Raw genomic sequence first — 20,718 nt, forward strand, 5'->3', positions numbered from 1 at the left:
AGGGCAAATGAACCTTCCGGTGTGCGGGGCCGGTCGTGAGACTCCGTACGAGCCGTCCAGACCGACCGGGCTGTACCCGCCGGCGCGCCGGCAGCGGATTCCGCTTCGTCGACTCGGAGGGCCACCGCATCACCGATGAGCCGGAACGTGTCCGACTACGAGCACTGGCGATCCCACCGGCCTGGAAGGACGTCTGGATCTGCCCTTGGGGGAACGGGCACATCCAGGCCATGGGGACGGACGCGGCCGGCAGGCGCCAGTACCTGTACCACGAACGGTTCCGTGAGCTGCGGGAGGCGTCCAAGCACGATCACGTCCTGGAAGTGTCCGCGCGTCTGCCGCATCTGCGAGTGGCGGTGGAGGAGGACCTGCGGGAGCGGGGGCTGGTGCGGGAGCGCGTGCTCGCCTGCCTGGCGCGGCTGCTGGACCTCGGCTTCTTCCGGGTCGGGGGCACCGCTTACCGCCGTGACCACGAGGCCTACGGCCTGACCACCCTGTTGCGTGAACACGCATGGTGCTCCGGGGGGCAGGTCCGCTTCGACTTCCCGGGAAAGGCGGCGCAGCGGCAGATCCGGTCTCTCGAAGACCCGGCTTCCTTCGCGGTGATCCGGGCGCTTCTGCGGCGTGACGACGGGCCCCAGCTGTTCGTCTACCGGGAGGCGGGCTCGTGGCACGAGGTACGTGCAGATGACGTGAACGACTATCTGAGGGACAGGGCCGCCGCCGATCTCACTGCGAAGGACTTCCGGACGTGGCACGCAACGGTCCTCGCCGCCGTCGCCCTGGCCGTTTCCGAGGGCATGGCCGATGCCTCCTCCACCCGCCGCCGGAGCGCGGAGGCACGCGCGGTCCGCGAGGTGAGTCGGTACCTCGGCAACACCCCGGCCGTGTGCCGTGCGTCCTACATCAACCCGCGCGTGATCGAACTCTTCGAGGACGGCGTCACGATCCGGCCCGCACTCGACGTGCTCGGCGCGAGCACCGCGGACGGGGACCCCGCGACGCACGGCGCAGTGGAAGAGGCAGTGCGCCGCCTCCTCATCCGGGGCGGCCCGTGAACAGCCCGGAACGGCATGCCGCTCACCCTCCGGCCACCGAATCCGGTTCCGCCACGCCGCGGTGTCTCAGGAGGGATCCGCGGAGCGGCGCCGCACGCGGTCGTTCCCGGGCCGTGGCCCGCCGTCGACACGCCGACATCTGACGCCGACCCGTCCGGGACCCGGGGCACCCCGGCTGATCCTTCGTCGCGCGGGCACCTGTGGCGCATGGGATGCCCGTGCCGGGGCAGGCGACGCGTCGGGGGCCGCCAGCCGCCGGCCGCCTGTGACTGCGACGTATGTGAAGGAGCGAGATCGTGCTGATGACTCACCCCGCGGTGCTGGCACGTCTGGTGGAGGAGTACGAGAGGGAGTCGGGGCTCCGGGCCGCAGGACCCCACGGGCCTGTACGCCAGCAGATGGAGGACGTGATCTACACCCTGTGCGTGTCGACCGGGACGCGGGACATAGACGCAGCGCTGGCCGCTGCGCGGGCGCGGCTGCACACGGCATTGCTCGGTGACGCGTACGACCCGGGGGTGGTGACACAAGACGGTCGGACCTTGAGCGGTGCGGCGGGATAGTCCGCCCGCGCCGTGCCGGCGGCGGGGCGGTCAGACGGCAGTGGCCGGAACGGCGTCGATCAGTTCCCGCTGGTCGCCTGTGAGAGAACACACCGCCTGGCCGTGCGGGCGTTCCGGACCCCGACGCCCGGAGGCGGTGCGTGGTCGTGGTCAACGTTCGCCTGCCCGCAAAAGCCGCATACGCTCGGCCCGGCGTGCATCGAGCGCAGAGTGTCCGAAAGAAGCCCTGCCGCACCCGCCCTCCCACGGCCACCCGCCCGTCGGCGCGCCTGCCATGCGGCTCCGCCCCGCCTGAGGTGGACTTGGAGGAGCGAAGGGCGCGGCTTGTCCCGCGGCAGAGATGCGGAGGCTGATGTGGCGCGTGATCGGATCGGCCTGGCCGAGGTGCTGGCAGCGGCGGAGGATGCCGCGCCGGTGGACTCCCTCGATGTCGTCGCGCGCAACCTGCGTGACCGGTTCGACTGCCAATACGTTTCGTTCCTGTTCGTCGATGTCGTCGGCCGACGGCTCCTGCGCGCCCACGACACGGCGGCCATCCACCAGGAGGAGCGCGCCACACAGGTCCCCCTCGCCGACAGCAGCGTCTACGACGATGTCCTGCGCAGCCAGAAACCGGTGCTGGCACAGGAGGGCGAGCAAGGGCATCGGGTACTCGCCCCCGTCACCAACCGAGGCGACACCATCGGCGTCCTGGAACTGTTCCTCACTCAGGTCACGCCGGATGTGCTGCAACAGGTCGAAGAGGCCGCGCACGCGCTGGGGTACATCATCGTCACCGACCGCCGCTTCACCGACCTCTACCACTGGGGCAACCGCACCGCCTCGGTCAGCCTGGCCGCGGAGATCCAGCGCCAGCTCCTGCCTTCGGCCCCCTCCTGTGAAGCTGCCGAGTTCGCCCTTGCCGCAGCCCTGGTCCCGGCCTCCGACATCGCCGGCGACACGTACGACTACAGCCTCGACACCGGCACCCTGCACCTGTCGATCACCGATGCAATGGGCCACGACGTCAACGCCTCGCTCATGGCCACCCTGCTGGTCAACGCCTCCCGCGGCGCGCGCCGCGCGGGAGCGGACCTGGCCGAACAGGCACGCCAGACGCACCGGGCCCTCCTCGACCATGGTCGCCGGACCTTCGCCACCGGCCAGCTGCTGCGCATTGCCCTGGACGGCAGCAACGCCCAGCTCGTCAATGCCGGCCATCCCTGGCCCTTGCGGCTGCGCAACGGCGCAGTCGATGAACTGCGCCTGGCCGTGGACATGCCGTTCGGAGTCACCCATCAAGGCTCCTACCAGGTACAAGACCTCGACCTGCGCCCGTGTGACCGCCTCGTGCTCTACACCGATGGCGTACAGGAACGCGAAGCCGAAGCAGTCGACCTGCCGGGCTCATCCGCAAGACGGCAACCGAGCATCCGCGCGAGGTTGTGCGCACCCTGGTCGCGGCGGTCACCGACGCCTACGAGGGCCGGCCGCCGAGAGACGATGCAACCGTCCTCTGTCTGGACTGGTACGGCCCGTCAACCGGAAGCCGCCGCGCGAATACCTGAGCCGATGCCTGGCCCGGGAGCACCCTCTTGGGCTGTTTGCCGGGTTCGTCCTCCCCGGATCGGGCAGGTGCGTCGTAGAGCCCGGCGGAGGGAGGACGCATGGATGCACCCGCTCTTGATCGGTCCCTGCCCCGCGGTGGGCAGCCCACGACATCGGCGCGCGACGCCACCCGAGCCTTCCTCCGCCGTGCCGGGCGCATACGGCCGCCTGCCCAACCGGGAAGCGACGACGCCGTGCTCCTGGTCGTGGGCGAGCTGGTGACCAACGCCATGCGCCACACCCGTGGGCCCGCCTCGCTCCACCTCGAACTGAACGGTGACCACATCGACATCCGCGTCACCGACACCAGCCCCGACCCGCCCGAGCCGCGCCCGCCCCACCTCGACGGAACCGGCGGATGGGGATGGCAACTGATCAATCACCTCACCACCGACGTGCACATCGAACCCACCCCCGACGGCGGCAAGACCATCTGCGCCCGCGCCCCCTGGTAGGCCCGGTGGCGTAGGCGCTCCGCCGCCGCTGCCGCCGGCACAGAAGTGAGGTTCTCAGCCGGCCAGGGCAACGAGTCTTCGGTGCTCGAGCTGGCTCGCACGTCTGGCCGTGAGGTGGACGTGAACGTCGGGGAGGAACTCCTTCACGGCCGTGAACCCGTCCGAATAGGCCTGTTCCTGCGCGCCGGCGTCCGGCGGCATCCAGAAGATCAGGAGCTGTGCGTGCCGTCGCGTGCCCTCCGGGCTGGCGAAGGCCAGCTCGTGGACGACCAGCCGCGGCTCGTCCGCGGGCAGGGACTCCACCAGCTCGTCGTGCGTCAGGTTTCCCTCGGTCTCCGGAACCAGGACACCCTGGGCGCCCGCGTAGCGAAGGACCACCGTGTTGATCTCACGCTGCTCCCTCATGTGCTGCAGGGCGGCAAGGGAACCTTCGGAAAGGCCGGTCGGGCTACTCACGGGGGACTCACCTCGGTGCTGGTCGGGATCCGGCGATCAGCGCGGCAAGTGCGGGCGCCGTGATCCTGACGATCGCGAGGAATGCCCCCGGTCCGGCCGGCATCCGGCAGGCCGCAGATCAGGTATGCAGGCGGCTGTTGACGCCATCGTGGCTGTCGGCCTGTTCGTCGTCGAACCAGTAGTCGCCGACGGCGAGGTAGCGGAAGGAATGCGCGCTGTTGGCGGGGAGAGCGACGGTTGCGGCGCGGGTTCCGTCTCCGCGCGAAGCCATCGGGTGGGCGGCAGGGTTCCACTGGTTGAAGTCTCCGACGACGCTGACAGGCCCGTCCGGAGCGTTGTCGGGGAGGATGAAGGTCACCTGGGTACGGCCCTTGAGCTGCTTGCGTTCGAGCACGGAAAGACTCCAGCCACGGGGGAGGGGAACCGGTCCGTACATCTTCGCGCTGCCGTGCACGTGCACGGCAGCGCAGGGCCGTAACCCGAGCGGAGGTCACTCGGGTGGCCGTCCGACGCCCGCGCCCAGGCCTACGGTCGGCGTACCCGGGCCGCAGGTCCGGCTTCCTCAGCCCGGCCCGGGCCGACCCGGGGTACTGCGGCTCTCCTGAGTGGGGAGCCGCAGCGGCAACCGGCGGCCGGGGTCAGCTGTGGTCGCTGCCGTAGTACTGGCCGAGCCGGCTGCGGTAATCGGCGTCGCCTCGGTGCTTGTCCTTGTCGTATTCGGGCGACTCCTTGATCTGGTCTTTGGTGAGGTTGAGGTGGACCTTCTCGTCGTTCGCGTCGACGCGGACAATGGTGCCGGCAGGGATCAGGACGTGCTTGCCGAAGATCCACGGGCCGGTGTCCACGACGATGTACGAGGCGCCCACGTCCTCGGTGTGCTCGTCGACCTTGCCGATATGGCCGTCACTGGCTTCGACCTTGAAGCCGATCAGGCGGGTCCCCGGCGTGTAGCTCGATCCGGGGTTGTAGCTCCACATGTCTGCACTCACAGGATGCTCCGCTTCTCAGTTGGGACCGGACGGGAATGCGCACGTCACCCTGCCCCCGCGGGCAGCCGTGCGACTGCTGCTCCGCCGGGCGCCACACGATGCTCACCCCAACGGCCCTGCACGTGCCGTGCGCCGGCCGGGGCCGCTCGGGTGGTGTGTGGGGAACGGGACGGATGCGCGGGCATACGTGGGGGGCCGTGGTTCTTCTGTGAGGAGACGTGTGAAACCGATCCTTGTGCCCCGAGCGGGTGCGCTGCTGGGACCGGCGATGGCAGGGGCCGCTCGCGCCGTCCTCTGCGCCGCTGGTGTGGCGGCGCTCCTCAGCGGATGCGGGGCGTCAGCAGCCAAGGTGGACGGGGCGCGGGCCGCCGGTGAACGGTTCGAGCGAGCTCTGGCCTCCGGGGACCACGGGGCCGCCTGCCGCCTGCTGGCGCCCGAAACGCGGGGGCAGCTGGAACAGGACCAAAAGAGGACGTGCGGGGAGGCATTGGGCGAGGAGGAGCTGCCACACGCCGGGGCGGTCCGTACGACCGAGGTGTTCGGGCGGCAGGCCATGCTGAGCCTCGTCGGCGACACGCTGTTCCTGTCGCAGTTCAGCGGGGGATGGAAGGTCGTTGCGGCCGGTTGCACCCCGCAGGGGGAACAGCGGCCCTACCAGTGCGTGCTGAAGGGCGGCTGAGGATGCGCTTCCTCTTCGTGACCTGTCTCGTGGTGGTGGTGGGCGGGCTCGGCTACTTCATCGCGATCGGGGCGATGCAGCGATGAGTGACGACACGGAAGGGACACCGCGACGGCGCGGGTTCTGGCGGGACAACAGCCTCACCCTGGCGTTCGGGATCGCGTTCCTGCTGGTCCTGATCGGGCAGGCCGTCGCCGGGCACGCCGAGTTCAACGATCAGCTCACGGTTGACGGCCTCCAGCGGATCGGCCTGGGGGAATACGTGACGACCTCCGACTTCGCCGTGGACGTCACCGAGAACTGGCAGTCGGAGTTCCTTCAGTTCTTCCTCTACATCTTCGGCACCGTGTGGCTGGTCCAGCGGGGCTCACCCGAGTCGAAGGAACTCCACAAGATCGGTACCGAGTCGGACGAGGAACAGCACCTGGGCGACCACGCCAAGAAGGACTCGCCCCGTTGGGCGGCCACGAAGGACTGGCGGCAGCGGCTGTACTCGCGCTCGCTGGGAGTCGTGATGGGGTGCTTGTTCCTCGCATCCTGGTCCGCGCAGTCGATCGCGGGCACGTCGGCGTTCGACGAGCAGCGGCTGCGGCAGCTCCAGGCCCCCGTGGGCTGGGGCACGTACCTGACCCTGCCGGACTTCTGGAGCCGCACCCTGCAGAACTGGCAGTCCGAGCTCCTGGCGGTTGCCGCCATGGTCATCCTCTCCGTCTACCTCCGCCAGCGCGGCTCACCCGAGTCCAAGCCGGTGGGCGCCGCCCACACGTCGACGGGCGTCGAGGGCTGACGCCTCCGGCCCGCATCGGCCCCGGCATCGGCTGCGCGGTCATAGGGCCGGCGAGGGACAGCGACCGCTTAAGGGGCGCTCGGGTGGGCAGGCGCCTCGTATGTCGATCGCCCGTTCGGGACGACCTGCCCATCGTCGGCCGAAGTGGCACGGGAGTGTAGTGATGGCGTACGTGACCAGGTGCTCCACGATGAGCGAGGCCCTGCGGGGGTGGCGCCCCCGAGGCGCCGTGCACGTGGGGGGTACCCCGTGTGCGGCTTGAGCGGGGAGGTGCGCTTCGACGGCCGGCGACCGGACCTCGCCGCCGTCGAACGCATGACCGACATCTTGGAGCCGCGGGGACCGGACGGCAGAGGGGCGTGGTCGCAGGGCGCGGTGGCGCTCGGACATCGGCGCCTGAAAATCATCGATCTTTCCGAGTGGGGCTCCCAGCCCATGACCGATGCGCAGCTGGGACTCACCGCGGTCTTCAACGGCTGCGTCTACAACTACCGCGAGCTGCGCGACCGCCTGGAAGGGCTCGGGCATCGATTCTTCTCCCGCTCCGACACCGAGGTGGTCGTCAAGGCGTACGCAGAGTGGGGCCGGGAGTGCGTCGAGTCCCTCATCGGCATGTTCGCCTTCGCCGTCGTCGAGCACCGCACCGGCCGTGTCGTACTGGGCCGCGACCGGTTGGGGATCAAGCCCCTGTACATCACGCAGGACGGCGACAGGCTGCGCTTCGCTTCCTCCCTGCCCGCGCTGCTGGCGGGCGGGGGAGTCGACACGTCCCTCGACCCGGTGGCACTGCACCAGTACCTGAGCTGGCACGGTACGGTCCCGGCGCCCCGCACGGTCCTGAACGGCGTACGGAAGCTTCCGCCGGCCACCGTCCGCGTCGTCGAGCGGGACGGTACGCACCGTGACCACTGCTACTGGCAGCCGGCGTACACCCGGCACTCCGAGCTCGGCGAGGACCCGGAGCTCTGGCAGGAAGCGGTGCACGACGCGCTGCGTACGGCGGTGCGGCGGCGCACGGTCGCGGACGTCCCCGTGGGCGTGCTCCTGTCGGGCGGGCTGGACTCCAGCCTGATCGTGGCGCTGCTCGCCGAGGCGGGGCAGGAGGACCTCGCGACCTTCGCCATGGGCTTCGAGGCGGAGAACGGGGAGGACGGAGACGAGTTCCGGTATTCGGACCTGATCGCGCGACGGTACTCGACCGACCACCACCAGCTCATGATCCCGTCCGACCGGCTGCCGTCCGCGCTGGAAGCCGCGATCGGCGCCATGAGCGAGCCGATGGTCAGCCACGACGCCGTGGCGTTCCACATGCTGTCGGAACAGGTTTCCAAGGAGGTCAAGGTCGTCCTCTGCGGCCAGGGCGCGGACGAGGTGTTCGCCGGCTACCACTGGTACCCGCAGATCGCCGCAGCCGCCCGGCATGATGCCGACGGGGCCTACGCGGACGCGTACTTCGACCGGACGCACGCCGAACTCACCGCCATGCTGCACCCCGGCTTCACCGCCGACCACGACGCCTCGATGGAGTTCGTCCGGGCGCACATGGCCGCGCCGGGGGCCACGACCGCCCTCGACGCGGCCCTCCGCATGGACGTCCACGCGCTCATGCCCGACGACCCCGTCAAACGGGTCGACAACATGACGATGGCCTGGGGCCTGGAGGCCAGGGTGCCGTTCCTTGACCACGAACTGGTCGAACTGGCCGCGGCCTGCCCTCCGCAGCTCAAACTCGCACAGGGCGGCAAAGCCGTGCTCAAGGACATCGGACGCACGATCCTGCCCCTGGAAGTCGTCGACCGGCCGAAGGGCTACTTCCCAGTGCCGGCGGTACGGCACATGGCCGCGCCCGTACTCGCCCGCGTACACCACGCCCTCACGGCCCCGGAAGCACGCCGGCGCGGCATCTTCGACCAGCGCCTGGTCCACGACCTGCTTGAGGCACCCAACCGCCATCGCACCAAACGCGGGGCCAACACCCTTTGGCAGGTAGCGTCGTTGGAAATCTGGCTGCAGACGCACGGAATCAAATGAACGGTCGACACGCGAAGCGGAAGCCTGGGAGAGGCGGCCCATGCCCCTGGAGCCCACGAAACCCCTGAGGCACGAGCACGGTTCGCCCCGCGGGGCAGCCGGTTCCGCCGTTGCCGGAGGGCCCCCGCCGGACCCGGTACCGGCCCCGGCGCCGGTCGCGATGCCCGTCCACCGCGGCGTCGACCCGCCGACCCTCCTCGCTGCCCACGGCTGTTGGTACCCGACGGCCGACCCGACGGGCCAGCACGTCGCGTTCATCTGCGACAGGGCCGGGGTCCCCCAGCTGTGGAGCGGGCCCGCCCGGGGGGTGGAGGCGCACGTGCTGGACGGCGACCCCGACCCGGTGACGGAGGTGTCCTGGTCGCCGGACGGCCGCTGGATCGCCTACACCTCGGCGCCGGGGGGCGGTGAGCACACCCGTGTTCTCGTCGTGCGCCCGGACGGCACCGGACGCCAGGTGCTCGCGGGCGCGGAGCCGGGGCGTTCGGCTCACCTCGGGTGCTGGACGCGCGACGGCACCGCCCTCGCCGTCACGGCGGCCCATCCGTCGCCGGTGCAATCGGAGCACGCCGGACCGGGACACCTGCCGTCGGAAGCGGATGGTACGTCGCCGGCCGGCGGAAAGACACGGGGAGCGGCGCCGCCCGAACACGACGGACCCGCCCTCGGCCCGGCCCGCAGAGGCGGCCTGGCGGCCTATCTGATCGCCCCGGACGCAGCCAGCGCACCGATTCTGCTGTTCAGCGAGGAGGGAGCTGCCTCCCTCCGGGTGTGCGACGTGAGTGCGGACGGCCGTTTCGCGCTCCTCCGCCGCGGTCCGCGTGGCCGTCGGGAGGCCCTCGTACTCGACATCGCTGCGGGCCGCACCACCTTCGACGTGCACGTCGCCGACGGCGATTTCTGGATCGGCCGGTTCTCCGCCGACGCGCGGACGCTCTGGCTGCGCAGCGACGCGGAACGGGAGTTCGCGGCTCTGCTGAGGGTACGGCTGGACGAGGAGGGCAGGTCCCGGGGACTGTCCGTCGCCGCCGAGCGGCAGGGTTCCGCCCTCGATCTGCTGAGCGTGCCCGACCACGGCCGGTGGGCCGTGCTCGCCTGGAACGTGCACGGCGCGACCGAGCTGGAAAGCGTGGGGCTCACCCCCGACCGCACGGACGACGACATCGGACCGCGCCACCATCCCGTCCTGCCCCACGAGGTGGTGACCCGGATCGCGCCCGTGGAGCGCGGCGGACTCTTCGCCGCCCTCTCGGGATCCAGGCGCAGGCCCGGGATCTGGGAGCTGGACGAGGCACTCGTCCCCGCGCGCACCGGCTGGTCGGCTCGGGACGAGGACGCGGTCCCGCCGGGGCGGCCTCCCGTACGCCCGGTGCCCCTGCGGTGTGAGGCCCGCGACGGGCTCGTACTCGGTGGCTGGTACTACCGGGCGCCGGAGCAGGACCCGGGCCGTCCGGCCCCGTGCGTCATCCACCTCCACGGCGGACCGGAGGAACAGGAACGACCCGTGTTCAATCCGCTCTACCACGAACTCCTCGGCAGGGGCCTGGACGTGTTCGCCCCCGACGTCCGCGGCTCGTCCGGCTGGGGCCGCTCCTTCGTGGACGCCGACCTTGGCGCCGGCCGGTTCGCGGCGATCGACGACGTCGCAGACTGCGCCGCACACGTGGTCTCGCTCGGCTACGCCGACCCCCTGAGGCTGGGGGTGATGGGCCGCTCGTACGGCGGCTACCTCACCATGGCCTCCCTCGTGTGGCATCCGGACCTCTTCCGCACCGGGGTCGCGGTCTGCGGGATGTCGGACTTCGCCACCTTCTTCGCCGGAACCGAGCCGTGGATCGCGCAGTCCGCAGCCGCCAAGTACGGGCACCCCGAACACGACCGGGAACTGCTGCGCTCCCTTTCCCCGATGAGCCGCATCGATCAACTCCGCGCCCCCGTGCTGGCCGTCCACGGGGAGCACGACACCAACGTGCCGCCGACGGAATCGGCGCAGTTCGTCCGCGCGGCACGCGACCGCGGAGTGCCGGCACGACAGCTGACGCTGCGCAACGAGGGCCACGAATTCCTTCGGGCGGACAACCGTCGGCTCTACCGGCGCGCTGCCGCGGACTGGCTGGAGCGGCATCTCCGTCCCGCCCCGTCATGATGCCCGTTTTCGCCGACGGTCTCGGGGCAGGCGCGAGGCATGGACCAGTCGAAAGCGCCGGTACTCGATGCGTTGGCCGCCTACCACGAAAGCGGGCAGACCCCGTTCACTCCCCCGGGACACAAGCAGGGGCGGGGGGCCGACCCGAGGGTGCGGGCCGTGCTCGGCGAAGCGGTGTTCCGGTCCGATGTCCTCGCCACCAGCGGCCTGGACGACCGTACGTCGTCCCACGGCGTCCTGGAAGAAGCACAGGCGCTGATGGCGGACGCCGTCGGGGCGGACCATGCGTTCTTCTCCACCTGCGGCAGCTCACTGTCGGTGAAGTCGGCCATGCTGTCGGTCGCCGGACCGCACGAGAAGCTGCTGGTCGGCCGGGACGCGCACAAATCAGTGGTGTCGGGTCTGATCCTCTCGGGCATCCGGCCCGTCTGGGTGGATCCGCAGTGGGACGCGGAGCGTCACCTCGCACATCCGCCGACGGCCGAGGCTTTCGAGGCGGCTTTCGCCGAGCATCCCGACGCCCGCGGCGCGCTGGTGACCACACCGACCCCCTACGGCACCTGCTCGGACCTGGCCGCCATCGCCGAGGTCTGCCACCGCAGGGGTCGGCCCCTCATCGTCGACGAGGCATGGGGCGCCCACCTGCCCTTCCACCCCGACCTTCCCACGTGGGCCATGGACGCCGGCGCCGACGTGTGCGTCACCTCCGTGCACAAGATGGGCTCCGGCCTCGAACAGAGCTCCGTCTTCCACCTCCAGGGTGACCTGGTCAAACCGGAGGTGCTCAAGAGCCGTGAGGACCTGCTGGGGACCACCAGCCCCTCGTCGCTCGTCTATGCGGCGCTGGACGGCTGGCGCCGGCAGATGGTCGAGCAGGGCGAGGCCCTCTACGACCACGCACTCGCCCTCGCTCACAAGACCCGCGAGCGGATTTCCCGTATCGACGGCATGCACGTGCACGGTCGCGACGACTTCTGCGGGCCGGGCCGGGCGGCGGACATGGACCCCCTCCAGATCATCATCGACATCAGCGCGTGGGAGGTCACCGGCTACCGGGCCGCCGACTGGCTGCGGGACAAGCACCGCATCAACCTCCACATCGCCGACCACCGCCGCATCAGCGCACAGCTCACCCACGCCGACGACAGCGACACGGCGGAGGTGCTGCTGACGGCCCTGACCGACCTGGCCGCGCATGCCGCGGAACTCCGGACCGGGCAGCCCGTGGAGGTCCCGCCGCCGTCGCGGCTGAGGCTGGAGCAGGCGGCGCTGCCCCGCGACGCCTTCTTCGGCCGGACGGAGCAGGTGCCCTGGCAGGAGGCGGACGGCCGGATCGCCGCCGAAATGCTGACCCCGTACCCGCCCGGCATCCCGGCGGCCCTGCCCGGCGAGCGCCTCACCAGGGACGTTCTGCGCTACCTGCGGACCGGGGTGGAGGCGGGCATGGTCGTGCCGGACGCGGTCGACACGGAGGTCACGAGCGTCCGCGTGCTCATCGAAGAGTGACCTCAGTGCGGAACGGATAGCCGCCCTGCCGTCTCGCCGCTCTGCTGTCGGGGCAGATGCCCGAAACGCCGCTGAGGCGGGTGAGAAGCACATGGCCGCCGTTTGGGAGCGGGTGCCTCCCGGTCATGGCTCAAGCGTTCCACAGCCCACTCCTTGGAGACATACGATGACGACGAAGCACAGCCCTGCCGCCTCGGAGCCGGACGAGGACGGCGTGCCGGGCAAGCCGGGACCGGTGTCCCCAGGCGTGGCCGAGCCGACGCAGCCCGCGGAGCCTCTCCCGCCCAAAGCGGACCAGGAAGGGCCGGAGACCGTGAGCCCCACTGGACAGGCCACCGGCGCGGAGCAGGCACGTGTGGCGCAGAGCGGTGCTTACCTCACCACCGCCCAAGGGGCACGGCTCCACGACACCGATCACTCGCTGAAGGCCGGACCGCGGGGGCCGGTCCTTCTCCAGGACCACCATTTGCGCGAGAAGATCACGCATTTCGACCACGAGCGAATCCCGGAACGAGTGGTGCATGCGCGCGGAGCCGCCGCGCACGGGGTCTTCCAGGGCTATGGAACCGCAGGCGAGGTGACGCGTGCCGCCTTCCTCGCGAAGGACGTGGAGACACCCGTGTTCGTGAGGTTCTCCACCGTCCTCGGCTCGCGCGGCTCGGCGGACACGGTGCGTGACACCCGCGGGTTCGCCACGAAGTTCTACACCGAGGAAGGCACCTTCGACCTGGTCGGCAACAACATCCCGGTCTTCTTCATCCAGGACGCTGTCAAGTTCCCCGACATCATCCACGCCGGCAAGCCGCATCCCGACCGGGAGATCCCGCAGGCGCAGAGCGCGCACGATACGTTCTGGGACTTCGTCTCGCTCCACACCGAAGCCACGCACCACACCCTGTGGAACATGTCCGACCGCGGGATCCCGAGGTCCTACCGGATGATGGAAGGCTTTGGCGTCCACACGTTCCGCCTGGTCAACGCGGTCGGCGAAAGCGTGCTGGTGAAGTTCCACTGGAAGCCGAAGCTGGGCGTGCACTCGCTGGTCTGGGAGGAAGCGCAGCTGATCAACGGTATGGATCCCGACTTCCATCGCCGGGACCTCTTCGACGCCATCGAATCCGGTGCGTACCCGCAGTGGGAGCTCGGCATCCAGGTCTTCCCCGACACCCCGGTCCAGACCTTCGAAGGCATCGACCTCCTCGATCCGACGAAGATCGTCCCGGAGGAGCTCGCGCCGGTCCAGCCCATCGGGCTGATGACCCTGAACGCGAATACCAAGAACTACTTCGCCGAGACCGAGCAAGTCGCCTTCCACCCGGGGCACTTGGTTCCAGGCATCGACGTCACCGACGACCCGCTGCTCGCCGGACGGCTCTTCTCGTACCTCGACACACAGATCAGCCGCCTCGGCGGCCCCAACTTCGGTCAGATCCCGGTCAACCGGCCGCACGCCCCCGTCAACGACATGCTCCGCGACGGCATGCACCAGAGTGCCGTCCACACCGGGGTCGCCCCCTACCACCCCAACAGCCTCGACGGCGGCTGCCCCTTCTTCGCCGGAGCCGACAAGGGAGCCTTCATCGAAACACCGGTGAAGGTTCCGGCGGCGAGCAAGGTCCGTGAGGCGCCCGCCTCGTTCTCGGACCACTTCACCCAGCCGCGGCTGTTCTGGCTCAGCATGACCCCGCCCGAACGCGAGCACATCATCGCCGCGTACACCTTCGAACTGAACAAGTGCTATGAGCAGGCCGTCAAGGAGCGCACCCTCCAGGTCCTGGCGAACATCGACCCGCAGCTGTGCGAACAGGTCGCAACGGGCCTCGGACTGCCGGCCCCGGCGGCCACCGAGCCGCTCGCCGCGCCCGACCCCAGCCCGGCCCTATCCCAGATGGGCGGTACCTGGCCGACCGACGGCCGCGTCATCGGCATCATCGCGGACGCCGCGGCCGACCTGGACGGCGTACGGGCCGCCCGGCAAGCCGTCCTCGACACGGGCATGGTGCCCCTCGTCATCGCCCCGACCGGCGGCACCCTCGGTCCCGGCGATCCGATCGGGGTCCAGCGGACTTACGCTACGGCCCGCTCCACCGAATTCGACGCCGTCCTGCTCGCCGGTGTGCCCCAGGCCGGAGCGGACGCGTACGGCGCCCGCGACGCCAAGGCCGGCACCGTCCGGCCCCCGCAAGCCATCGACCCGCGCGTGCTCCTGCTCGTCACCGAGGCGTACCGGCACGGCAAGGCCATCGGCAGCTGGAACGGCGCCGACCAGCTCCTCGAGACCGCCGGCATCACAGCCGACGACCCGGGTATCGCGCTGGGGGAGGACGGTACGGCCGTCGTAGAGACCGTTGCCGCAGCCTTGGCCGAGCACCGGGCCTGGGACAGGTTCCCGCCGGCTGTCTGAGGGGTCAGAGGCGGGAAACGACGAGAACGGGCCCACCGTGACCTCAGCCGTGAGCCCGTTCTCACCCGCCGCTACCCCTTCGCCCCGGCGGGGTACCGCCTCCTCATCGGCCCGATCTCGACGGCTCGGCCTTCGTCCGTGTTCCCCTCTCCGATTCCGTCCGATGCTCCGAAGATCGCCGGCACCTGCATGAGGTCGCCCACCCTGGGCAGCCGCCGGATGACGTCCAGAAGCGGCCTTACGGGCGCCGCGATCCCCGGAGGTACGCGATGTCCAGTACGGCTCTCACCTCGAGAACTCTCACCGGGGGCCTGGTCGCCCTGCCGAGTGTCTACCGGCCGCAGGCGGACACGCACCTGCTTGCCGAGGCACTTGCCCGCGAGGAGCTGGGCCCCCGCACCAGCGTCCTCGAAATCGGCACCGGAACCGGCGCGCTCGCTCTGCACGCCGCTCGCAGAGGGGCCACGGTCACGGCGGTCGACGTCTCCTGGGCGGCCGTCGCATCAGCGCGTATGAACGCCCTGATCCACCGGCTTCCCCTGCGCGTCCTGCACGGCGATTTCAGGGCCCGTACCGTCGGCCGACGCTTCGACCTGATCGTGGCGAATCCGCCGTACGTGCCCGCTCCGGGCGTGACATTGCCCTCGCGGGGGCCGCAGCGCGCCTGGGACGCCGGCCCGGACGGCCGCCTCGTGATCGACCGGATCTGCGCGACCGCTTCCGCTCTGCTGCGCCCCGGCGGCGCTCTGCTGATGGTGCACTCCGGCATGTGCGGGGCCGAGGAGACCGTGGACCGGCTGGCCGGGGCAGGGCTGTCCGCGCAGGTCACAGCGTCGGCGTCCGTTCCCTGGGGCCCGGTCCTGCGCTCGCGGCGGATCTGGCTGGAGCGGCGCGGGCTGGCGAGCGAGGCCGAGGAGTGCGAAGAGCTGGTGGTCATCCGTGCCCAGAACCTCTGACTCCAGTCCGTGCCCGGCCGAGGTGAAGCCCGCGCGCCGCGTGTCCGTGGACCCGCAGGGGCCCGTCCTCATCGAGGGCCCCGTCGAAACCGTCCTGGACGACGGGACGATCGCACGCTCCGACCGCTTCGCGGTCGCCATCTGCACATGCCGTCGCAGCCGTACGTACCCCTGGTGCGACACCAGCCACCGCCCCCGCGAACGAACCTCGCCGCAGCCTGAGGACAGGAACCCGTGATGCCCGCTCCCGGCCCGGACACGGTCACCGTTGCAGACCAGAGCCCCCATCTCGTGCAGGGGCGGGGCGAGTTGTCCTGCGCCGTGTCGGACGCCCTGCGGTCCGGGGGTCCGCCGCGATGCGCCCCCGGGGGCGGAGCTGGAGGCCGACCCGTGGGGCGAGGACCTCCAGCTCGCCCTCTACCTCCTCTACGAGCTCCACTACCGCGGGTTCGACGGCGTGGACGACGCACGCGAGTGGGACCCGGACCTGCTGCGACTGCGCCAGGCGATGGAAGCGCGCTTCCTGGACGCCCTGCGCACCGAGCTGTCCGATGCACCCCGGACGGTCGGGGACGCCTTCGCCCCGCTCCTCGTCGAGCCCGTCGACCTCTCCGGCAGCCTGAGTCACCACCTCGAAACGGAGGGGGAGCTCTGGCAGTTGCGCGAGTACGCGGCCCTGCGTTCTCTCTACCATCTCAAGGAGGCCGATCCGCACGCCTGGGTCATCCCCCGGCTGACCGGGCGGGCCAAGGCCGCCATGGTCGCCATCGAGTACGACGAGTTCGGCGCCGGCCGCGCCGAACGCATCCACGCCCAGCTCTTCGCCGACCTCATGTCCGACCTCCGGCTGGACCCCACGTACGGCCGGTACCTGGACCGGGCGCCGGCCCCGCTGCTCGCGACCGTGAACCTCATGTCCCTGTTCGGCCTGCACCGGGCGCTGCGCGGCGCGCTCGTCGGTCACTTCGCGTGCGTCGAGGTCACCTCCTCGCCCGGCTCCCGCCGCCTGGCCAAGGCCATGCGACGCTGCGGCGCGGGTCCGGCCGCCGAGCACTTCTACGCCGAACACGTCGAGGCCGACGCCGTACACGAGCAGGTCGTCCGCCACGAAGTGATCGGCGGCCTCCTCGTCGACGAACCGGACCTCGAAGAGGACATCGCGCTCGGCTGTGCGGCGACCGTCCTCCTCGAAGACCGTCTCGCGAGCCACATCCGCGAAGCCTGGGATCACGAACGCAGCGCACTGCGCACGCCCCTGCACGAGCATGAGGGGTGAGATCCGGGTCCGGTGGCGGCTCCTTATCGCATCTGCACGCCTGCACGAGCTTGCTCCGGTGTCTCCCGCCACACGGCGAACGCAGGACGATGGCCGGCTGCGGGCGCATGAAATGGGGCTGGTGAAGCATGCGCGGGAGATGGAATGTGTCATATACGACCAGGGCTCAGGCCGGTCGGAGCATGTGGAGTGCGAGCTGCCGGACGACACCTGCCGGGTCGCCCTCAAGCGGCTGCGGGACATGGGCGAAGGCGAGTTCGCCTGGGTCCGGCTGGCAGGCCCCTCGGAAGGTGAACTGGTGGAGCTGTCCGAGGAACTGGGCCTTCACCCGCTGGCTGTCGAGGACGCGCTCCACGGGCGACAGCGTCCGAAGCGCGAGCGCTTCGGCGACGTCCTGGCCGTCGCGCTGAAGACACTGCGGTATGTGGAAGAGGAAACGGCGGTGGAGACCGGCGACGTCATGATCTTCGTTGGGCCTCGCAGCGTCCTCACCGTGAGCCACGGAACGATCGATCCCTGCACCGAGGTTGCCCGCCGGCTGGACACCGATCCGGACATGCTGTGCCATGGCCCCACGGCTGTGCTGCACGCCGTGCTGGACGTCGCCGTCGATGCGTACGGCGACGCCGCCCGAAGGGTGCGCGCCACGCTCGACCGGCTCGAGGACGAGGTGTTCTCGACGTCCCGCATCGACCACACCGAGAACATCTACTCCCTCAAGCGCGAGGTCCGCGAGTTCCGTGATGCCGTGCAGCCGCTCGTTCCGGTGGTCCAAGGCCTCCTGTCCGGCGAACCGGGCGAGAAGGTCCACCAGCCGAAGATCGCCCCGTACATCCGTGACGTCGCCGATCACCTGCACCGAACCGACACCGAGGTGCGCACCCTGGACGCACTGCTGGACTCCGTCCTCGGCGCGCAGCAGGCCCGCGTGGGCACCTGGCAGAACGACGACATGCGACGCATCTCCGCGTGGGCAGCCATCTTCGCGATCCCCACGATGGTCGCCGGCGTGTACGGCATGAACTTCGAACACATGCCGGAACTCGGCTGGACCTACGGCTACCCGTGGGCGGTCGCTCTCATGGCGATCGCGGCAGGCGCCCTATACCGCGCCTTCCGCCGCAACGGCTGGCTGTAGAAACCTGCACCGGGAGCCGCCCTGGCCCCGCCGGCTCCTTGTCCTGGTGTCGCGCCGCGGGCAGTGCGGCAGCCGGCCCCCACCGAGACGTGGGCAATCCAGGCGCCCCTACGGGCAAGGCCCGGGTTCTCGAGTGCCCTCGCGGACATGACTGGCGCCGCGGCGGAAAGGCGCAGGGTATGACACGCACACCGAACCCAGGACCAGGCGGGGACGACGATCGCGGGGGCACCGGCCACGAGAGCTCGGCGGGCCCGGACCCGCAGGTGGAGGAGCGGGCACCCGACCGGCCCACCGAGCTGCCCAAGCGGTCGTGGAAGGCCGTGCTGCGCGGCACCGTGAAGGAGTTCAAGGACGACGAGCTCGCCGACCGGGCCGCAGCGCTGACCTACTACGGAGTCCTCGCCCTCTTCCCCGCCCTGCTCGTGCTGGTGTCCCTGCTGGGCATCGCGGGTGAGTCCGCGACGAAGCAGGTCCTGGACAACCTGCAGAAACTGGCACCCGGCCCGGCGCGGGACGTGATCACCGACGCCGTGCAGCAGCTCCAGGGCCACTCCGGCGTCGGATCGCTCCTGGCGGTCGTCGGCCTCGTCGTCGCCGTGTGGTCGGCGTCCGGCTACATTGCCGCGTTCATCCGCGCCTCGAACGCCGTCTATGACGTGCCCGAGGGCCGCCCCGCATGGAAGGTTCTCCCGCTGCGCCTGGTTCTCACCGTCACGCTGATGGTCCTGGCCTGCGCCAGCGCGCTCATCGTCGTCGTCTCCGGCTCTCTCGCCCGGCAGGCGGGCACCGCTCTGGGGATCGGGGACACCGCCCTGACCGTGTGGTCGATCGCGAAGTGGCCGGTGCTGGTCCTCCTCGTCACGATCATGATCGCGATTCTCTACTGGGCCGCCCCGAACGCGAAGGGCCGTGGCTTCAAGTGGGTGACGCCGGGCAGCCTCCTGGCGCTGGCGATCTGGATGGCCGCCTCCGCAGGCTTCGCGTTCTACGTCGCGAACTTCGCTTCTTACAACAAGACCTACGGCACCCTCGCCGGCGTGATCATCTTCCTGGTGTGGCTGTGGATCACCAACCTCGCGATCCTCCTCGGGCTGGAGTTCGACGCGGAAATGGCCCGGCAGCGCGCGATCGCCGGCGGACTGCCCGAGGACGAGGAGCCGTACGTCGAGCCCCGCGACACCCGTGCGTGGAGCGACGGCGACCGCCGCCGGACGGAGCACTGACTCACGCGTGAACACGGCTCGCCGTGAGATCAGCACACCATGGCCGTGTGAGATCGCCCCCCGGGCTGCTGTCGAGCCACCTTTCGTACAACGCTGGTTGCCGCGCGGGTGCCGTCGCGGTTGCGGGGTAGGCGCGCCGTGACGGCGACATGACCGTCCTCGAACGCAGAACGGCATCGCCTCGGTCGAGTGCAGCGCCGATGTCCCCATCCAGGACACCACCAGCGCTGAGCAGAGCACCTGGCTGACGTGTCGCCCGTTCCAGCAGATTGACGAAAGGCAAGGTGTCCCCATCATGAGCACGGTAGAGCGGCAGTCCCACGCGGCCGAGGACTCGGTGGGCGTCCTGGTTTCACGCGCCTCCCAGCAGATCTCCGAGCTGGTACGCGAGGAGATGCAGCTGGCCCGGGCGGAGATGACCGAGAAGGGCAGGCGCTACGGGAAGGGCGGCGGTCTCTTCGGGGCCACAGGAATCATCGGCCTTCTGGCACTCCAGGCTCTGACGGCAACCTGTATCGCCGCTCTCGCGCTGGTTCTGCCGGTGTGGGCGTCCGCCCTCATCATCACCGTGGTCTTGGGGATCGTGGCGGCCGGGGCCGGCCTGGCCGGAAAGAAGCAGATCGCTCGGGCCGGTACCCCGGCCCCCGAGCAGACCATCGACAGCGTCAGGGCCGACCTGGCCGAGATCAAGGAGAAGGCACACCGATGAACGACGAAGCCCGAACCAACATCGGCACCCCCGCCCCCACACCTGCCGGCACCGGCTCCGCCGAACTGCACGATCAGGTCGAACGCACCCGCGACGAGCTCGGCCGGACCGTCGAGGCCCTCGCCGCGAAGGCCGACATCAAGGCCCAGGCCAAGGAGAAGGCGGCCGCCGTCAAGGGCCAGGCCGCCGAGAAGGCAGCGCTGGTCTCCGACCAGATCCGCGAGACGGCGCAGCAGGCCGCCCAAGCGGTGAAGGACAAGACCCCCGACCCGCTCCTGGAGAAGACCGTGCAGGCCGCAGTGCATGTACGGCAGAGTGCGGCCAAGGCGGGCCAGTACGCGACGGACAAGGCCCCCGACCCGCTTCTGGAACGGGCCGGCCAGGCAGCGACGGCTGTACGCACCAACCGCACCCCGCTCCTGGTGGCCGGAGCCGCCGTAGCCGTCTTCCTACTGGTCCGCCGCAGCCGAGGACGTCGCCGATGAAGGCATCCAAGATCGCCTACAAGCCCGTCGGGCTGGCCCTGGGCGTCCTCAGCGGCGTGATCGCGGGCGCCGCCTTCAAGCAGGCGTGGAAGCTCATCGAGGGCGAGGGCGATGCTCCTGACGCCACCGACGAGGACCGGAGCTGGAAGCAGATCGTGCTCGCCGCAGCCATCCAGGGGGCGGTCTTCGCCGTGGTCAAGGCCTCGGTCGACCGGTCGGGGGCCGTAGTGATTCGGCGTGTGACGGGTACCTGGCCGAGCTGACCAG

General features: G+C 70.4%; 20 protein-coding genes and 1 pseudogene. 18 read left to right on the forward strand and 3 right to left on the reverse strand.

Going from position 1 to position 20,718, the window contains the following annotated elements:
* The first annotated feature begins 35 nt into the window (after positions 1–35).
* The 4 genes and pseudogenes from AB0D29_RS09350 to AB0D29_RS09365 all read left to right on the forward strand — a co-directional run bounded on the left by AB0D29_RS09350 (position 36) and on the right by AB0D29_RS09365 (position 3,663).
* Positions 36–1,058: a DNA topoisomerase IB gene (locus AB0D29_RS09350; RefSeq protein WP_362852931.1), complete on the forward strand. Its 1,023-nt coding sequence runs from the start codon at positions 36–38 to the stop codon at positions 1,056–1,058.
* A 296-nt stretch (positions 1,059–1,354) separates the two neighbouring features.
* On the forward strand, positions 1,355–1,621 hold the full coding sequence (locus AB0D29_RS09355) for a DUF5133 domain-containing protein (RefSeq protein ID WP_362852932.1): 267 nt from the start codon (positions 1,355–1,357) through the stop codon (positions 1,619–1,621).
* A gap of 354 nt (positions 1,622–1,975) precedes the next feature.
* Positions 1,976–3,168 (forward strand): annotated as a pseudogene (locus AB0D29_RS09360) (PP2C family protein-serine/threonine phosphatase).
* A 99-nt stretch (positions 3,169–3,267) separates the two neighbouring features.
* A complete protein-coding gene (locus AB0D29_RS09365; protein WP_362852933.1) occupies positions 3,268–3,663 on the forward strand; it encodes an ATP-binding protein in 396 nt (131 codons plus the stop codon).
* Positions 3,664–3,717: 54 nt separating this feature from the next.
* Here the strand turns inward: AB0D29_RS09365 and AB0D29_RS09370 are convergent, their stop codons facing one another.
* The 3 genes from AB0D29_RS09370 to AB0D29_RS09380 form a co-directional block, all read right to left on the reverse strand.
* Positions 3,718–4,119, reverse strand: coding sequence for a cofilin family protein (locus AB0D29_RS09370; RefSeq protein WP_362852934.1), 402 nt, complete (start codon positions 4,117–4,119; stop codon positions 3,718–3,720).
* A gap of 118 nt (positions 4,120–4,237) precedes the next feature.
* On the reverse strand, positions 4,238–4,513 hold the full coding sequence (locus AB0D29_RS09375) for an isoamylase early set domain-containing protein (protein ID WP_362852935.1): 276 nt from the start codon (positions 4,511–4,513) through the stop codon (positions 4,238–4,240).
* A 244-nt stretch (positions 4,514–4,757) separates the two neighbouring features.
* Positions 4,758–5,108 carry a PRC-barrel domain-containing protein gene (locus tag AB0D29_RS09380; RefSeq protein ID WP_362852936.1) on the reverse strand — a complete coding sequence of 117 codons (351 nt, stop codon included), beginning with the start codon at positions 5,106–5,108 and terminating at the stop codon, positions 4,758–4,760.
* 268 nt (positions 5,109–5,376) lie between these two features.
* Between AB0D29_RS09380 and AB0D29_RS09385 the strand changes: the two genes are divergently transcribed.
* The 14 genes from AB0D29_RS09385 (at position 5,377) to AB0D29_RS09450 (ending at position 20,714) form a co-directional block, all read left to right on the forward strand.
* Positions 5,377–5,787, forward strand: coding sequence for a hypothetical protein (locus AB0D29_RS09385; protein WP_362852937.1), 411 nt, complete (start codon positions 5,377–5,379; stop codon positions 5,785–5,787).
* 82 nt (positions 5,788–5,869) lie between these two features.
* Complete coding sequence (locus AB0D29_RS09390; protein ID WP_362852938.1) at positions 5,870–6,574, forward strand: DUF6766 family protein; 705 nt, start codon at positions 5,870–5,872, stop codon at positions 6,572–6,574.
* A 249-nt stretch (positions 6,575–6,823) separates the two neighbouring features.
* A complete protein-coding gene (locus AB0D29_RS09395) occupies positions 6,824–8,605 on the forward strand; it encodes an N-acetylglutaminylglutamine amidotransferase (RefSeq protein ID WP_362852939.1) in 1,782 nt (593 codons plus the stop codon).
* A 160-nt stretch (positions 8,606–8,765) separates the two neighbouring features.
* Positions 8,766–10,751: a prolyl oligopeptidase family serine peptidase gene (locus tag AB0D29_RS09400; protein ID WP_362852940.1), complete on the forward strand. Its 1,986-nt coding sequence runs from the start codon at positions 8,766–8,768 to the stop codon at positions 10,749–10,751.
* 39 nt (positions 10,752–10,790) lie between these two features.
* On the forward strand, positions 10,791–12,257 hold the full coding sequence (locus AB0D29_RS09405; protein ID WP_362852941.1) for an ornithine decarboxylase: 1,467 nt from the start codon (positions 10,791–10,793) through the stop codon (positions 12,255–12,257).
* A gap of 166 nt (positions 12,258–12,423) precedes the next feature.
* Positions 12,424–14,661, forward strand: coding sequence for a catalase (locus tag AB0D29_RS09410; RefSeq protein ID WP_362852942.1), 2,238 nt, complete (start codon positions 12,424–12,426; stop codon positions 14,659–14,661).
* A 269-nt stretch (positions 14,662–14,930) separates the two neighbouring features.
* A complete protein-coding gene (locus AB0D29_RS09415) occupies positions 14,931–15,617 on the forward strand; it encodes a HemK2/MTQ2 family protein methyltransferase (protein WP_362852943.1) in 687 nt (228 codons plus the stop codon).
* Complete coding sequence (locus AB0D29_RS09420; protein WP_362852944.1) at positions 15,601–15,855, forward strand: CDGSH iron-sulfur domain-containing protein; 255 nt, start codon at positions 15,601–15,603, stop codon at positions 15,853–15,855. Before AB0D29_RS09415 ends, AB0D29_RS09420 begins: the two co-directional genes overlap by 17 nt.
* A 30-nt stretch (positions 15,856–15,885) precedes the next feature.
* Positions 15,886–16,893, forward strand: coding sequence for an iron-containing redox enzyme family protein (locus tag AB0D29_RS09425; protein ID WP_362852945.1), 1,008 nt, complete (start codon positions 15,886–15,888; stop codon positions 16,891–16,893).
* Between the two features lie 112 nt (positions 16,894–17,005).
* Positions 17,006–18,031: a magnesium and cobalt transport protein CorA gene (locus tag AB0D29_RS09430; protein WP_362852946.1), complete on the forward strand. Its 1,026-nt coding sequence runs from the start codon at positions 17,006–17,008 to the stop codon at positions 18,029–18,031.
* 179 nt (positions 18,032–18,210) lie between these two features.
* A complete protein-coding gene (locus AB0D29_RS09435; protein ID WP_362852947.1) occupies positions 18,211–19,257 on the forward strand; it encodes a YihY/virulence factor BrkB family protein in 1,047 nt (348 codons plus the stop codon).
* A 295-nt stretch (positions 19,258–19,552) separates the two neighbouring features.
* The gene (locus tag AB0D29_RS09440) at positions 19,553–19,966 is read left to right on the forward strand and encodes a phage holin family protein (protein WP_362852948.1); all 414 of its coding nucleotides are present in this window, start codon (positions 19,553–19,555) and stop codon (positions 19,964–19,966) included.
* Positions 19,963–20,451 carry a DUF3618 domain-containing protein gene (locus AB0D29_RS09445; RefSeq protein ID WP_362852949.1) on the forward strand — a complete coding sequence of 163 codons (489 nt, stop codon included), beginning with the start codon at positions 19,963–19,965 and terminating at the stop codon, positions 20,449–20,451. Before AB0D29_RS09440 ends, AB0D29_RS09445 begins: the two co-directional genes overlap by 4 nt.
* Positions 20,448–20,714 carry a DUF4235 domain-containing protein gene (locus AB0D29_RS09450; RefSeq protein WP_362852950.1) on the forward strand — a complete coding sequence of 89 codons (267 nt, stop codon included), beginning with the start codon at positions 20,448–20,450 and terminating at the stop codon, positions 20,712–20,714. The genes AB0D29_RS09445 and AB0D29_RS09450 overlap by 4 nt, the downstream gene beginning before the upstream one ends.
* Positions 20,715–20,718: the final 4 nt, after the last annotated feature.

This window comes from Streptomyces sp. NPDC048424 (assembly GCF_040651555.1).
Lineage (GTDB): Bacteria > Actinomycetota > Actinomycetes > Streptomycetales > Streptomycetaceae > Streptomyces.